Source organism: Acinetobacter legionensis (genome assembly GCF_048551735.1).
Taxonomy (GTDB): Bacteria; Pseudomonadota; Gammaproteobacteria; order Pseudomonadales; family Moraxellaceae; genus Acinetobacter.
The window spans coordinates 100,268-115,428 of sequence record NZ_JBIMBV010000013.1; the positions used below are offsets into that span (position 1 = coordinate 100,268).

Sequence of the window (15,161 nt, forward strand, 5' to 3'; positions counted from 1 at the left end):
GAGGTTATATTTCTTAGAAATCTTAAAACCAATCAATAAATTGACATGTGATTACGATGAATCATTTCTAAAGAACGTGCTTCACCTAGCACCTGATACACTTTATCCGAAGCCAAACCTTTGACAGTTTCAGCAGAACGCGAACTAAAGTTCACTCGTCCAACCGCGACTCGATGACCATACTGATCAACACATTCCACAACATCACCACGATCAAAATGCCCTTCAACAGCTTTCACCCCTACAGGCAACAAACTACGATGGTTTTCCTTGATGGCTTTGACAGCACCATCATCTAAAACCAAACGCCCTGCAGTTTGAAGGTGTGCAGCTAACCACTGTTGATGTGCTGTAACACGATCATCATCAGTAATGAATAAAGTACCCAATAATTCACCCGCCATTAAACGAGCCAATACATTATCACTTTCACCACTGGCAATCAGCGTTGGACAACCTGACTTGGCAGCCAGACGAGCAGCGCGAACTTTGGTCAACATACCACCACGACCAAACTTACCACCACCACCGGCCATATCAAACAAGGTTTCATCCATTGCACGAACAGTATGGAACAATTTTGCATTTGGATTAGAACGCGGGTCTGAATCAAACATCCCTTGCTGATCAGTCAAAATGATCAGTAAGTCTGCATGAACTTGCCCTGCAACCATTGCTGCAAGCGTATCATTATCACCAAAGCGAATTTCATCAGTAGACACTGTGTCATTTTCATTGATTACAGGAATCACTTTCCAATCAATTAAATTTTGCAGTGCATCACATGAGTTAAGATAACGACGGCGATCGGCAAGATCATCATGAGTTAACAAGACTTGTGCTGTTTGGATAAAATGCTTTTCCAACACACTTGACCATGTATGAATTAACCCCATCTGACCAATGGCAGCACAAGCTTGTAGACTGGGTAAATCGGTGGGTCGATTCTCTAGCTTCATACGAACCATCCCTTCAGCCACAGCACCTGAAGACACAAGAATAATCTCGTGTCCTGCATTGTGTAGATCTGCAATTTGTTTCGCCCAATGCGAAATTGCATCCAAATCTAAACCTTGCCCATTTGCTGTGAGTAAAGATGATCCGATTTTAACAACGATACGTTTTAAAGCCTTGAGCTGACGTTGCCCATCTACCACTTCTATCATCTTGTCCTCGGTCTTTCTTTTCTAAATGGGTATCTTTGGAAATGATAGATACCCTTAGAAATTAGCGTACGTAGTACACTTCCATTTCGCCATCATCCTCGCCATCGTCATCCTCATCATCTTCTTCCTCTGCCAAAATACCAGCAAGACGTTGTTGACGACGCATTTCACGATAAGCTTCTTTTGCAGCAATCGTTTGCTCACGTGTTTCAGCTTCAAGCTGATCACGGAATGCTTTCATTTTCGCTGCATACTCTGGATCTTCGTCTTCCAACTCACGTTGTTGCTCGATTTGATCCATGAGGTAATACACAACAGGTTTGGTACCTTCTTCAAGCAAGCCTGAAGTTTTAAATACAGGACCATCCCATTGTAATTCTTCAAGAATATGATTACACCATTCTTCTTGAGTATCATCACTTAATTGATCAAGTTTGTTTAAAACAAGAACAATCGGTAATTGAGCCAATGTAGGTGAGAACTTTTTCAATTCTTCCACAATCGCTTTGGCATTGTAGGCAGGATCTGAACCATCAATCGGTTGTACATCAACAATATGCAACAGAATACGTGTACGTGCTAAATGCTTAAGGAAACGAATCCCTAAACCAGCACCTTCCGCCGCCCCTTCGATCAATCCAGGAATATCTGCCATAACGAATGAACGATGACGATCTGCATCGACCACACCTAAATTCGGTACCATTGTTGTAAATGGATAATCTGCAACTTTTGGCTTAGCTGCTGATACTGCGCGAATAAAGGTAGATTTACCTGCATTCGGCATTCCCAATAAACCTACATCCGCTAGAACTTTTAGCTCTAAACGAATTTCACGATATTCACCTTTAATACCATGTGTACATTTACGCGGAGAACGGTTGGTCGATGATTTGAAATGAGTATTCCCCAAACCACCATCGCCACCATGTGCAACTAAAACCTTTTGGCCATCTTCAACCAAATCACCAATAATATCGCCAGATTCTGTATCTACAATGGTTGTTCCTACTGGAACTTTCAGAATAACTGATTCACCACCACGACCAGCACAGTTTGCGCCAGCACCGTTTTTACCACGTTCAGCGCGAAATTTACGGGTATAACGATAATCTACTAAGGTACTGGTATCGTTGTCAGCTTGAATATATACGCTGCCACCACGACCACCATCACCACCATCTGGACCACCAAATGGTACAAATTTTTCACGGCGAAAACTGGCTACGCCATTGCCACCGTCGCCAGCCTCTACGGTAATGACTGCTTCATCAACAAAGCGCATGTTGCCAATCCTCTAAAATCTTTAAAACCCCATATTCTGCCATATTTTCAAAAATTTCTCGAATAGTATTATTCAGCTGAGCATGAATTTTCTTAAACATTTTTGATCAGAGGCTTGATAATGCATATTTTTATTGGATTTCGATTGTTTTTTATTCACATATTTTTCTATAATCAGTTAGCTGAAAATCAATAATTCAAAATTAAATCACACTTAATTTTATGAATTTCACAATTTCTATTTATTTGCATGCATTTTTTTGATTTTCGATCGTCCAAATTAATTTTAAGGAAAACTCATATTGTCTATTGTCCAACTCAGTGCTGCGCTTGGACCCGCAGAATGTGAACTTGCTGTAAAATATACGCTTGAAGAAATACACAAAGAAGCCAAAACAAAAAAAGATCCACCTCCAACCAATTGAAAGCAATGCGACTCAACATGGTTATTCTTCGGTGCTGCTCAGTATCGATGAGGATGCCCGAATATGGCTCAATACTTGGCTCGGTACAATTCAATAGACGTTTCAAAGTCCAATTCGCCCACAACATAAACGTAAAAACTGGTTTGTAGGCATTACGCTTTTCGATACACCATTGCAACTCCCTCCAGAAGACACCATCACTTTTCAGACCTGTCGTGCTTCTGGTGCTGGTGGACAGCATGTCAACACAACTGACTCTGCTGTTCATGCAACTCATGTTGCATCTGGAATAAGTGTAAAGGTCATGTCTGAACGGAATCAACATGCCAATAAGCGTGTGGCAAAAGAGTTGATTGCACTCAAACTACAACAACAGATGGAGAGCCAGCAAGCCCATCAGAAACACGCTCAACATTTACAACACGCGTTGATCGAGCAAGGCAATGCTATACGCAGTTTTAAAAAGTAGAAATATGTTAAAAAGAGAATTACATGAAACAAAAACACTATAATTTAAAAGGTTTAGATAGCGAAATTTTAGATATTACAGCTATTGATTCAGATACATGCAAAATTTATATCGTCACCGAAAAAGGCTATTTATATTGCTACAACTTAACTCAACAGCAATTACAACAGCTATCCATAACGCCCCTTCCGCTTCCAATTCTAAATAATCGAGAACTCCGTCATTACGGTACCCCTAAATACCAAATTAAATGTAGTACCAATGGAAAATTTATCGCAGTTTATGTCGATCATGGGCAATTTGGAGTTGTAATAAATACTCAAACACTGGAGACAGTTCTACACATTGATAGTCAAAGTTATTATGAAGATACCGTGTCTTTCTCATTGGCTTTTACACAGTTCAATTCACAAGATATTTGTATTTATAGAAGTGACTGGAATCGACTTGAAGCATTTAATTTAACCACAAATCAGCTTTTGACTGAGCGCTATATTGCAGCTTATGAAACTGAACCTCCTAAACACTATTTAGATTACTTTCATGGCGCGTTATATGTCAGTCCAAACAATGATTATATTTTAGATGATGGTTGGATATGGCATCCTGTAGCTTCTCCCAAAGTTTGGTCACTTAGTCAATGGTTTAAACATAACCCTTTTGAAAGTGAAGATGGCTCAAGTGTCCAAACATTATGTTATCGAGAAAACTGGAATGCTTTAATGTGCTGGCTTGATGATCAACATGTTGCCATTTGGAATATTGAACTGTGGGATCAAGAAGAGTTTGACCTTAAACCTGAACCTAAAAATCGATCAGGAATACATCTTCTTTCACTCGCAAAAACAATGTGGGACGATGATTATTCAGCAAACTATTGGGAAATACCCGAACAAACTCAACAAGTTTTTAATTTATATGCTGATCAAAATTTATTAATAATTGTAGGTGATCAGAATATTACAATTTATGTCATTGCTGATCGAATTTTGTTAAATCAAATCGATAATTTGCGTCCACAAAAGCAATATAAGAATAGGCACAGCTTACTGTCTTTTGCAAATAAAACCATTTATGAAACAAGCTATATCTAAATATTGACATTAAAAAAGGAAGCCTGAGCTTCCTTGATTTACAACACAATAAAATTAAGACTTCTGCAAATCTAATTGAGGTTGATTTGATTCTTCAAGCATTTTACGATCCACTTCAGCTGGGTTATTTAAAGCATCATTGAGCTTCTCAACATCCAGCTTTCCAACCCACTTGGCAACCACAATCGTTGCCAAAGAGTTACCCACCAAGTTAGTCAATGCACGTGCTTCAGACATGAAACGGTCAATCCCTAAAATTAAAGCCAAACCAGCGACTGGGATATTACCTACAGCAGCCAAAGTTGCTGCCATTACAATAAAGCCTGAACCAGTTACACCTGCTGCGCCTTTTGATGAAATCAACAAGACTGCAAGCAAGGTAATTTCATGCCAAATATCCAGTTGAGTATTGGTTGCTTGTGCAATAAAGATCGCCGCCATAGTCAAATAAATAGAGGTACCATCAAGGTTAAATGAATAACCTGTTGGAATTACCAAGCCAACCACAGACTTTTCACAGCCAGCAATTTCAAGCTTTTTCAGCATACGTGGTAATACAGATTCTGAAGAAGATGTCCCCAATACAATCAACAATTCTTCACGAATCATACGAATCATTTTTAAAATGCTAAATCCGCAGAAACGACTGATTGAACCTAGAATAATAAAGATAAACAACAAACACGTGATATAGAAACAAAGAATTAACTGTGCAAGTTGCGCTAAGCTACCAATCCCATACTTTCCAATGGTAAATGCCATCGCACCAAAAGCACCGATTGGCGCAAGTTTCATAATCATATTCACAATGTTAAAGAACACATGCGAAATTTGATCAATCAATCTTAATACTGGTTTTCCAGCATCGCCAAGTTTATGTAATGCAAAACCAAACAATAAGGCAAATAAAAGAACTTGTAGAATTTCACCTTCTGCAAATGCACCCACAACGGTATTTGGAATGATATGCAAAAAGAAATCAACGGTAGATTGTGATGCACCTGATTCCACATACTTACTGATACCAGTGGTATCTAAAGTCGCAGGATCAACATTCATACCAACGCCCGGTTTGGCGATATTGATAACAACTAAACCAATAATCAGGGCAATGGTAGATACGACTTCAAAGTATAAAAGTGCAATACCACCGGTCTTACCCACTGATTTCATGCTTTCCATGCCCGCAATCCCACTGACCACGGTACAGAAAATCACAGGGGCGATAATCATTTTAATGAGCTTAATAAAAGCATCACCTAAAGGTTTGAGTTGTTCGCCTAAACCAGGAACACTTTTCTCTACACCATTGATCAATTGAGTACCACTTGGAAAGTAGTGCCCTACTATCACACCCAAAATAATGGCAACAATCACTTGAAAATAGAGTGACTTATACAGCGGTTTCTTAGCCATGATAATTACTTCTTTCTATATTTCTGTTTGAAGAAATATCCAATGTTAATGCTACCATTTGCTGACACAGCCCAAAATCCCGATAAAAACTTCTGGGAAGTCGGTTTTTAGCAAATAAAAATTCCTTCAGAAAACGACAGTTTTCCAAAACAATGACAACGAATGACGATATTTAAGATTTATTCTCGCTGGCACCTTGGCCAAAAGAATAAATACAGAACAGGAGATAAAAAATAAAACGCTCTTCAAGGCTATTTTAATTAATTTTTGATGATCAATCTCTATGCAAATGTTAATTTCGCCTAACATCTGTGCAATTTATGCTTAGACCTTAGTCTAATATCGTCTATATCTATACGATTTAGATCCATTTATGGCATAGTGTATTCCACTGTCTCCTCTCCCTTGATCCATTTGACATGAATACAAAACGCAATCTTTATAAAGACTTTGAACATCCTTTTGCGCAGTTTGTGCGAATTGTTGGTAAAGGGAAAAATGGTGCACGATCATTAACTTATGATGAAGCTTATCAAGCTTTTTCAATGATTTTGAAAAATGAAGTCTTAGACGTACAACTTGGCGCATTTTTAATGTTGCTTCGGGTCAAAGAAGAGTCTGTAGATGAACTGACAGGCTTTGTCCAAGCGACCAAAGACCAATTGAATTTTCAACCACTTGCTGTGGATTTAGATTGGTCATCTTATGCAGGTAAACGCAAACATTACCCGTGGTTTTTATTGGCAGCCTTAACACTCTCAAAGCATGGCTATAAGATCGTGATGCATGGTGCATCAGGGCATACCATGAACCGTGTGTATACTGAACAAGTCTTAGAATACTTAGGCTTTCCAATTTGCCAAAATGAAGTACAGGTCAAACAGCAACTAGACACCCAAAATTTTGCTTATTTGCCTTTAAATGTAATCTCTCCAATCTTGGCAGATTTGATCAATCTTAGGAATGTGATGGGTTTACGCTCACCGATTCACACACTGGCTCGTTTGATTAATCCATTCAATGCCAAAGCAACCTTACAGGCAATTTTCCACCCTGCTTATCGTAGTTCACATCAACAAGCTGCCTTTCAATTAGGTTATAAAAATAGTGCTGTGATTAAAGGTGAAGGTGGCGAGTTTGAGCGCAATCCAGATGCCAAAACCCTCATCTGTGGTATTCAACATGGTGAACTTTATGAACATGAATTGCCTAAATTAACCGATAACCGCAGCCCAACAGAAGAACAGCTTGATCTCGCTGTTTTTAAAGCGGTTTGGGAAGGCCAACAAGCACATGAGTATGGAGAAATTGCCATCACTGAAACAATGGGCATTGCTTTATATACCATGGGTATTGTAAATAACTATCCAGAAGCCATGAGTAAAGCAAAACATCTTTGGAACACGCGTTTCTAATTTCATCTTTAAACACAAGCGTGAACGTTATTAATTACGCTTTTGGATAAAATAAAAATCAGCCCAATAGGGATAACTTTTTCCAGAAGAATGAATATTGATGAGTTGCAACTGATCACCCATTTTGACATCGATATTATTAGGTTGATAAGGACCAGATAAATAAGCATCTTTTTGCTTTCCAATCAGACTTGAACAATACAGATGATGGGTTTTTATCTTTTTTGATGCGTCGGCTGTATAAGCATTACGGATCTTTATACCAATTAACAGCATGGGATAACCATCATTTTTAATTGATGTATATTGTGTAACAGGCGTTTGGAAATTTTGACTTGCGGTTACGGTAACATCTAATAAACATTGAATACTTCTTGCATCACTTGTTCGCTCAGCGAATACACTGGTCGAAATTGCAGTGATACAAAATAAACTGAGTCGAGCAAGCTTTATTATTTTTAGTCGCGTTATTGTTTTGAGCAGCTTGAGCATTTTAATCTCTTTATCGTTTTTTAAGATTTTTATCATTCTGAATATCTTTATCACCTTATTACGCACTTCTCGTTTAAACGTATTTATCTTTTTAATAGCATCATGATTGAAACAGTTTAAATATTATTGTTTTTTAAATTGAGTGTTTGAATCACAAAGTGAAACTACTTTGTGATTCAAGGGTTCTTTTGCTCAGTTAGATAAAACGAATCGGTTTAAATTCTGGCTCAGGCACATGCGAATCACATTCCTCAGCTTCTTCTTTATGCCCTTTATCGATATAACCTGTACGTTCTTTTTCAGGTATATTCTGATGTTCCCAAGCAATCACTGCTTGCATACAGGTTTGACGTTGCTCAGCAGTCAACGCCACACCATTTGGCCATTTACCAATTTCTACCGCAGTTTTTAAACGCTCAACAATGTCAGCATCTAAAATAGAAAGCATCTGTTCAATATTCATGGTCAATCCCGCTGAAAAGAATCAAAATCTTGATTCCAGCCAAGTTTAGTACGACAAGCCATATAGAAGTCATAACCTGGTGGATGTAAAAGTATTAGTTTGAAGGGATGTTTACGAATATGCAAACTATCACCGACATTTAATGAAACGCTATGCTGTCCATCGGCACTGACCATCGGCAACACACGGTTTTCACGAATCAATATCTTAATTTCGCTTTGCCCACCCACCACAATCGGTCTTGATGACAACGTATGTGGGTGCATTGGAACCAAAGCAATCGCATCCATACTTGGATGTAAAATTGGTCCGCCACCAGATAAGGCATATGCCGTTGAACCTGTCGGAGTCGATACAATTAAACCATCGCTGTGTTGGCGATAAACATATTGCCCATCAATGTTCAGCTCAAAATCAATCATATGAACAGATTTACCAGAATGAAGTACCACATCATTCAAAGCGATTGCATCATAAATTATTTCATTTTTACTGCGAATTTCAATTTCCAATAAGAAGCGACGATCAAGCTGAAACTCACCTTTTAAAACTTGATCTAACTTAAACAGCACTTCAGTGGGTTTTATATCTGTTAAAAAACCTAAGCGACCGCGGTTCACCCCAAGTACAGGAATATTGTATTTTACCAATGCACGTGCAGCATGTAATAAAGAACCATCACCACCCACAACAATAACCAAATCAACCACTTCACCGAGCAGATTCTTACTGACAGTTTGTGTATTGGTATAAGGTACAAGTTGTGCTGTAGCTGTATCAAAAACTGGATGCAGACCCAAACTTAATAAATGATCGTGTATAAGACAAAGCGTATCAACCACAGATGATTTATCTGGTCTTCCAATTAAACCGATATTACGAAAGGTCTTTGGTGAAATTTGCACAGACGCGGTAGCTCCACTGAAATTCTGAGATATAATAACACTCTCAGTATATGTTTATAAAATCATTCATATACGAAAAATAACGAGAATGTTTAAAAAGCCTTTAAATTTGTGTATTTCACAGATTTATTATTGCAAAATTAAGAAAAGCTTCGCATGATTAGCGAAAATAAATTTGGGTATTATTATCTGTATATGAAGACCGAACGTGGTATAGGCTTAATTGCACTGATTTTTTGTGTATTAATTATTGCAGTATTTCTCGCATTTAGCGTCTACTTAATTCGCCTCGACAATGTTATTCGAGATAAGTTTGAAGGCAATCGCTGGGATATTCCTGCGAAAGTATTCGCTCGTCCATTAGAAATCTATGCAACTGCGCCAATTGCCCAAATAGAGTTTGAACAAGAACTCAAATTACTCGGTTATAAAAACAGTGATAGCTATACCAAATCGGGAACCTATATTACCCAACCGAATACAATTTACGTTCATACACGTGGCTTTGACTTTGGTGACAGTGTAGATCCAGAACAAGTCCTACAAGTGACCTTTGCTGGTGATACTGTTACAGATGTAAAAGCCACCAAACCGACCAATACTGGGATCGCACGTTTAGAGCCAATGTTAATTGGTGGTATCTACCCGCAACACAATGAAGACCGTGTCCTCATTAAATTAAATAAAGTTCCTAAGCCTTTGATTGAAGCTTTAATCGCAACAGAGGATAGAAACTTTTATCGCCATCATGGTATTTCATTCCGTGGTACAGCGCGTGCATTACTCAGTAACGTGACCGGTGGTAAACGTCAGGGTGGTTCAACACTCACCCAACAGTTGGTTAAGAACTTTTTCTTAACCCCTGAAAAGACCTTAAAACGTAAAGTGAATGAAGCCCTGATGTCGCTGTTATTAGAGCTTCATTACAGCAAAGACGAAATTCTAGAAGCCTATTTAAATGAAGTGAATTTAGGTCAAAGTGGTAACTATTCTGTCAATGGTTATGGCTTAGCTTCACAATTCTATTTCGGCTTACCACTCAGCGAATTAAATATTTCACAACAAGCATTTTTGGTCGGATTAGTTCAAGGTCCTACCCTATTTAACCCTTGGAAAAATCCTGAAGGCGCAAAAAAACGTCGCGATATTGTGCTAAATAATATGCTGGTGATGGGATACTTAGACCAAGCGCAATATGAAAAAGAAATTGCACGTCCGCTTAATGTGGTTCGTAAACCAACATTAGGTACAGCAAGCTTCCCAGACTTCTTAGATATTGTACGTCGTCAACTTAAAACTGAATACCAAGAATCAGATTTAACCAACCAAGGTTTAAGAATTTTTACGACACTTGATCCAATTGCACAAACTAGAGTGCAAAAGAGCTTTAGAGAAACGGTGAGCCGTTTAGCCAATGCGAACCCAGCAAGATTAAAAGACCTACAAGGCGCTGTTTTAGTTACTCGCCCTGAAAATGGCGAATTAATTGCCGCTGTTGGTTCAACCCAAGACTTTACTGGCTTTAACCGTACTGTAGATGCTAAACGTCAAGTGGGTTCTTTGCTTAAACCTGTGATTTATTTAAGCGCGTTGGAATCAGGTCGTTATAACTGGGCATCACAAATCGAAGATGCGCCGATTAGTTTACCTGTCAGTGGTAATCAAACTTGGACGCCAAAGAACTATAGTGGAACAGGTCATGGCTATGTTCCGATGTCCCAAGCTTTAGCAAACTCATATAACTTGTCTGCTGTGCGTTTAGGTAATGAATTTGGGATCTCTACTTTTAGCAATAACTTGTCTAAATTTGGCGTGACCTCAAAGATTCCAAACTACCCATCTATTTTCCTTGGGGCTGTTGATATGTCACCAATGGAGGTGATGAGTATTTATGGTAATTTTGCAACAGGTGGATTTAAATATCCAACCAAAGCCATCCGTACTGTTGTAGATTCTAATGGTCGTTTATTAGAACGTTTTGGTTTAAATGTACAACAGACCATAGACCCTTCTGCTGCCTTCTTATTGAACTTTGGCTTACAACAAGTCATGTCCGCAGGTACAGGTAAAGCGGCTTACAACACATTACCAGCTGACCTCAAACTTGCGGGTAAATCAGGTACAACCAACGATACCCGTGATTCTTGGTTTGCTGGATACTCAGGCAATAATTTAGCAGTGGTGTGGTTAGGCTTAGACAACAATAAAATTACTGGGCTTACAGGTTCATCAGGTGCATTACCTGTCTGGATCAATGTCATGAAGCAATTACGCCAAAAACCAGTGAATTTACGTCAAACAGATGATATTTCATGGCAATGGATTGACTCTCGAACTGGGGAGCTTTCAGCACAAGGCTGTGAAGGCGCGCTATATATTCCATTATTACGCCACACTGTCCCTAATCGTGCTACAGAGTGCGGCATGCCATATTATCAAGTTGATCCTCAATCCACACCTGATACGCAACAAAACACTTCACAACCACATTCAAGTGATAGTATAGAAAACTATATTCGCGAAAGTGAAGACAGTTTAGATCAGGACTCAAGAGGTCATGTGATCTCGAGTGGTAGTTATAACAACTAGGGTCTGTTAAATATACGGGTAAATTGGCTTTAAATAGGAATTTGTGATGAAACGAAATGTAAGCACAATCGCTTATATTCTAAGTTTAAGCGGACTATTAACTTTGGCTGGGTGTCAAACAACACCCCAACAAAATTCTAAACCGAGCAAATCTGTTGAAAAGCCAAAATCTAAACAACCTGACTATGGGGTTGCTACACCAGATGGGGTAAAAATTACCCCTTATGAACGCCCTGAAATTAAACGTGAAAAAGTTCCTGTCGTGATTGCTCCGCAATCCAAGCCTCAAACGCAAAAATTTGAGGATGGGGAAAATATCCCAGCATTTAAACAGCTCATCCAACAAACTCAAACCGCATATCAAAAGGGCCAATGGGATGAAGCTGAACGTTATGCAATCCATGCACAACGTATAGCACCACAATCGGCACAAGTGTTCTCTTATTTGGCTCAAATTGCCAATCAGAAGAAACAGTATGCGAATGCTGAATCTCTAGCGCGACGTGGTTTAAGTTATGCGCAAAGTCCATCCCAAAAGAAAACCTTTTGGAATGTTATTTTGCAGGCTGCTCAGCAATTAAAAAGTCAACAGAGCATCGCAGAAGCGCAAAAACAGTTACAACGCTTATAACTGTTTAAGCCAATATCTCTGCTCGATTAAAAATTTCGAATCCCAGCAATCCCGTATGCATAATGCTGTTGTGCAATCGCTAAATCAGCTTGGCTTAATCCGCCCAATGCAAAGATGGGTAAATCACAGGTCTTGGCATATTCAGCAAATTTTTCCCATCCAAGCGCATGGGCTTCAGGATGGGTCTGGGTTGCAAATACGGGACTTAAAATCACAGCATCAAAACCCAATGTCTGTGCTCGCTGTATAGACACCAGATCATGACATGCTGCTATACAACGTAGACCGATTGGTAACTGCCCAATGTGTAAATCCATCAATTGATGCTGTTTATAATGTACAGCAGCTATACTTTTTTGAAGATGCTCAGACAACTGTTGCCACAGCTCTATATTGACAATCAAGCGAGATAAGGCATTTGGAGCTAACTGTGAAATTTGTGTTACAGCAACCTGATCTGCAATCGTTCTAAAATAAAAAAATTGCGCGTTGTCATTTGGACTTTTTTCTATGCTCAATGCTGAAAGATTGTCGGAGATTTTAATTTGATGCGACCAGTACAAGCGTTGAATGATCGCTTGATTGGCTTTAGGAAAATTAAGCGCAAATAGTTGATCACGTCCATACCATGTCCAAGGTTTCTGAATATCATGCAAATATTGTTCAGGAACCGTAGCATGAAAAAAATGGAGAAACACTTCAACATCATCATAAACATGATGAATCAGGTCAAAAGCACGCCATTGCTCGATACCTATTCCAACTTCCTCAAAGATCTCTCGACGACATGCTTCGACAGGTGTTTCCCCTACTTCAATTTTGCCACCAGGAAATTCATATTTATTACCCTGATGCTGATCTGCATTGCGCCAACCGACCAACACCTTCCCACGATGAAGTAATAAAGCAATAGCCACATGAATATTGGGTTTAGACATAAAAATCGACACCTGAATTTTTAATGAATTGTAAGCAATTATAGAAATTTTATAAATGATAAAAATTATCGTTGACAGATCTATTCGATAATGATTATCATTTAAATCACTTAGACAGCACCCCACACGGAGTAACAATAATGAACGCACCTTTTAGCCTATTCACACGTAACACAGAAGCTCACCAATCTCTTCCGATGTTACATTCAAATAACTTATTTGCATTAGGGCGCGAAATTCGCATCATGCATGCTGGAGAAGAATATCGCTTACGTTTAACACGTAACAATCGTCTAATTTTGACCAAATAACTATAAAAACATTAAGTTAAAACAAAAAACGTGGGAACAAGCAGTATGAATCAGCGCATACTGCTTTTTAATTTTGTCAGTTGAATTTTAATGCTTGTCTATTGATTTTTATACAACACCCTATCTCTATAAAACAATCCACCAATGAAATGTTAAACATTCAATAAAAATGCCCATTTAATCGCACAGCTTTAACGTAAATAAACACAAACGCTCAAACCACCATATTCGGAAGCAGTAAACTGAATCTCTCCATGATGCAGATCGATCACCTTTTTACAAATTGACAAACCCAAGCCTGAACCTTGTGTTGCTCCCCAAAGCTCGGTAAAAACGTTCACCTAAACGATCTAAGATGTCTTGAGGAATACCCTCACCATCATTTTGGATTTCAAAGAAATTACAATTATTTAATGGTCCAATCTGAATATAAATATTGCCCTGTAATGGCGTATAACGAATTGCATTATCGACAAGATTGCGAATACAAATAAACAGTAATTCTTCATTTACATAGACCTGAACATCTTCGCTTTGAATATGAATCTGAATCTGCTTGTCATCTATAAATGGGGCCAAGCTATTTAACACATGCTGAGTCATTTGCCCCAGACTTATCCAAGTCTTCGGTAATTCACTGGCATCCGCTGGATCTAATCGTGCCAAAAGCAAAAGATTTTCAAGGACCAGCGTTCCTCGATTCACATCATTTTGAATACTATTGAGTTGCTGATAAATCTCAGGAACCTCTGCATATTTGCGTTGTAATAACTGCAAACGCATTTGTATCGCAGAAAGTGGCGAACGTAATTCATGTGATGCATCTGCGGTAAAACGTTGTTCAGCAATTAAAGCTTGATCTAGTCGAACAAGCATTTGATTAAGCTGATTAACCATCGGCTCAAGTTCTTTAAATGCAGGTTGTCGCTGAATTAAGCTGAGATCATTGGCATTTTTCTCAGCAATTTCCGTCGAAAGCAGTTGAATGGATTTAAATTGTTTTTTAACTGAGAAATGTAAAATCAGCCATTGCAGCAACCAGAGACTTAATAAAACCAATAAATAGCTGATAAAACTTTGTAATAAGTCTTTAAAACGGACACTTAAGGGCTGTACAACATAGACGCTTAACTGAGAATCTTGATCAATCGCTCTGTAGCTACGTAACAACTTATCCTTTGACCAAATAAATCCATATCCATTTCCTTCATGTTCAGATAGGAGATTGGCTTGACCTTGTTGCAAATCAAATTCGGGTGAGTGGGTCAACATCACCTCACCATTCATCAATCGGTACTGAATATCAAATTCATCACTTAACTCATCCAATTGAAAACCAGAAGTCGCACTTAAATCTGAGATCAGAAGCATATCTGCAACTTCATCCATGATTTCATCTTGTACCTTCATATTGTGATAAATCGAAAGGCTCACCAGAAGTATCAGCGCAAAAATACCTGCCACAATTGAACTTAGCATGGAGGTCTTAATCAGCTTGGTTTGTAGTGATACTGCCTGTGTCATATTCATCCTATTGAAATCATTAAAAGTAATGATGAAATA

At 38.6% G+C, this 15,161-nt stretch carries 14 protein-coding genes and 1 pseudogene; 7 read left to right on the forward strand and 8 right to left on the reverse strand.

Annotated elements, in window-relative coordinates:
• Positions 1–32: 32 nt before the first annotated feature.
• Together proB and cgtA are read right to left on the reverse strand one after the other, a co-directional pair.
• Complete coding sequence (gene proB, locus ACG9ZL_RS13095; RefSeq protein ID WP_336954512.1) at positions 33–1,166, reverse strand: glutamate 5-kinase; 1,134 nt, start codon at positions 1,164–1,166, stop codon at positions 33–35.
• A gap of 61 nt (positions 1,167–1,227) precedes the next feature.
• On the reverse strand, positions 1,228–2,451 hold the full coding sequence (gene cgtA, locus ACG9ZL_RS13100; protein WP_336954511.1) for an Obg family GTPase CgtA: 1,224 nt from the start codon (positions 2,449–2,451) through the stop codon (positions 1,228–1,230).
• A 301-nt stretch (positions 2,452–2,752) separates the two neighbouring features.
• On the opposite strand from cgtA, the gene ACG9ZL_RS13105 reads away from it, so the two are divergent.
• The 3 genes from ACG9ZL_RS13105 to ACG9ZL_RS13115 all read left to right on the forward strand — a co-directional run bounded on the left by ACG9ZL_RS13105 (position 2,753) and on the right by ACG9ZL_RS13115 (position 4,438).
• Positions 2,753–2,875: a hypothetical protein gene (locus ACG9ZL_RS13105; RefSeq protein ID WP_419328671.1), complete on the forward strand. Its 123-nt coding sequence runs from the start codon at positions 2,753–2,755 to the stop codon at positions 2,873–2,875.
• A gap of 172 nt (positions 2,876–3,047) precedes the next feature.
• Entirely contained in the window at positions 3,048–3,344 is a 297-nt protein-coding gene (locus ACG9ZL_RS13110) for a peptide chain release factor-like protein (RefSeq protein WP_419328669.1), read from the forward strand.
• A 23-nt stretch (positions 3,345–3,367) separates the two neighbouring features.
• Entirely contained in the window at positions 3,368–4,438 is a 1,071-nt protein-coding gene (locus ACG9ZL_RS13115; protein ID WP_419328668.1) for a hypothetical protein, read from the forward strand.
• 54 nt (positions 4,439–4,492) lie between these two features.
• Here ACG9ZL_RS13115 and ACG9ZL_RS13120 read toward each other — a convergent pair whose 3' ends face one another.
• Positions 4,493–5,854: a dicarboxylate/amino acid:cation symporter gene (locus ACG9ZL_RS13120; protein ID WP_004721869.1), complete on the reverse strand. Its 1,362-nt coding sequence runs from the start codon at positions 5,852–5,854 to the stop codon at positions 4,493–4,495.
• A 419-nt stretch (positions 5,855–6,273) separates the two neighbouring features.
• Between ACG9ZL_RS13120 and ACG9ZL_RS13125 the strand changes: the two genes are divergently transcribed.
• Positions 6,274–7,269 (forward strand): glycosyl transferase family protein, encoded by a 996-nt coding sequence (locus tag ACG9ZL_RS13125; protein ID WP_336954508.1) that lies wholly within the window; start codon positions 6,274–6,276, stop codon positions 7,267–7,269.
• Between the two features lie 30 nt (positions 7,270–7,299).
• Here ACG9ZL_RS13125 and ACG9ZL_RS13130 read toward each other — a convergent pair whose 3' ends face one another.
• The 3 genes from ACG9ZL_RS13130 to ACG9ZL_RS13140 form a co-directional block, all read right to left on the reverse strand.
• Positions 7,300–7,761: a hypothetical protein gene (locus tag ACG9ZL_RS13130; protein ID WP_419360351.1), complete on the reverse strand. Its 462-nt coding sequence runs from the start codon at positions 7,759–7,761 to the stop codon at positions 7,300–7,302.
• Between the two features lie 196 nt (positions 7,762–7,957).
• Complete coding sequence (locus ACG9ZL_RS13135; RefSeq protein ID WP_419360353.1) at positions 7,958–8,224, reverse strand: YeaC family protein; 267 nt, start codon at positions 8,222–8,224, stop codon at positions 7,958–7,960.
• 2 nt (positions 8,225–8,226) lie between these two features.
• A complete protein-coding gene (locus tag ACG9ZL_RS13140) occupies positions 8,227–9,129 on the reverse strand; it encodes an NAD(+) kinase (RefSeq protein ID WP_004721877.1) in 903 nt (300 codons plus the stop codon).
• 195 nt (positions 9,130–9,324) lie between these two features.
• Here ACG9ZL_RS13140 and mrcB point away from each other — a divergent pair, with 195 nt between their 5' ends.
• Positions 9,325–11,718: a penicillin-binding protein 1B gene (gene mrcB / locus ACG9ZL_RS13145; protein ID WP_035371136.1), complete on the forward strand. Its 2,394-nt coding sequence runs from the start codon at positions 9,325–9,327 to the stop codon at positions 11,716–11,718.
• 46 nt (positions 11,719–11,764) lie between these two features.
• Entirely contained in the window at positions 11,765–12,349 is a 585-nt protein-coding gene (locus ACG9ZL_RS13150; protein WP_336954506.1) for a tetratricopeptide repeat protein, read from the forward strand.
• Between the two features lie 26 nt (positions 12,350–12,375).
• On the opposite strand, the gene ACG9ZL_RS13155 is transcribed toward ACG9ZL_RS13150, so the two are convergent.
• On the reverse strand, positions 12,376–13,287 hold the full coding sequence (locus ACG9ZL_RS13155; protein WP_419360355.1) for an NUDIX domain-containing protein: 912 nt from the start codon (positions 13,285–13,287) through the stop codon (positions 12,376–12,378).
• 140 nt (positions 13,288–13,427) lie between these two features.
• Here ACG9ZL_RS13155 and hemP point away from each other — a divergent pair, with 140 nt between their 5' ends.
• Positions 13,428–13,598, forward strand: a complete 171-nt coding sequence (hemP, locus tag ACG9ZL_RS13160; protein ID WP_004721884.1) for a hemin uptake protein HemP — start codon at positions 13,428–13,430, stop codon at positions 13,596–13,598.
• Positions 13,599–13,789: 191 nt separating this feature from the next.
• On the opposite strand, the pseudogene ACG9ZL_RS13165 reads toward hemP, so the two are convergent.
• A pseudogene (locus ACG9ZL_RS13165) lies at positions 13,790–15,122 on the reverse strand (sensor histidine kinase).
• Positions 15,123–15,161: the final 39 nt, after the last annotated feature.

Bases quoted from the DNA above. Each gene is read 5' to 3' on its own strand.
- ACG9ZL_RS13155 (WP_419360355.1), bottom strand. From the start codon at position 13,287: ATGTCTAAACCCAATATTCATGTGGCTATTGCTTTATTACTTCATCGT.
- ACG9ZL_RS13150 (WP_336954506.1), top strand. From the start codon at position 11,765: ATGAAACGAAATGTAAGCACAATCGCTTATATTCTAAGTTTAAGCGGA.
- mrcB (WP_035371136.1), top strand. From the start codon at position 9,325: ATGAAGACCGAACGTGGTATAGGCTTAATTGCACTGATTTTTTGTGTA.
- ACG9ZL_RS13120 (WP_004721869.1), bottom strand. From the start codon at position 5,854: ATGGCTAAGAAACCGCTGTATAAGTCACTCTATTTTCAAGTGATTGTT.
- hemP (WP_004721884.1), top strand. From the start codon at position 13,428: ATGAACGCACCTTTTAGCCTATTCACACGTAACACAGAAGCTCACCAA.
- proB (WP_336954512.1), bottom strand. From the start codon at position 1,166: ATGATAGAAGTGGTAGATGGGCAACGTCAGCTCAAGGCTTTAAAACGT.
- ACG9ZL_RS13125 (WP_336954508.1), top strand. From the start codon at position 6,274: ATGAATACAAAACGCAATCTTTATAAAGACTTTGAACATCCTTTTGCG.
- ACG9ZL_RS13130 (WP_419360351.1), bottom strand. From the start codon at position 7,761: ATGCTCAAGCTGCTCAAAACAATAACGCGACTAAAAATAATAAAGCTT.
- cgtA (WP_336954511.1), bottom strand. From the start codon at position 2,451: ATGCGCTTTGTTGATGAAGCAGTCATTACCGTAGAGGCTGGCGACGGT.
- ACG9ZL_RS13115 (WP_419328668.1), top strand. From the start codon at position 3,368: ATGAAACAAAAACACTATAATTTAAAAGGTTTAGATAGCGAAATTTTA.
- ACG9ZL_RS13135 (WP_419360353.1), bottom strand. From the start codon at position 8,224: ATGAATATTGAACAGATGCTTTCTATTTTAGATGCTGACATTGTTGAG.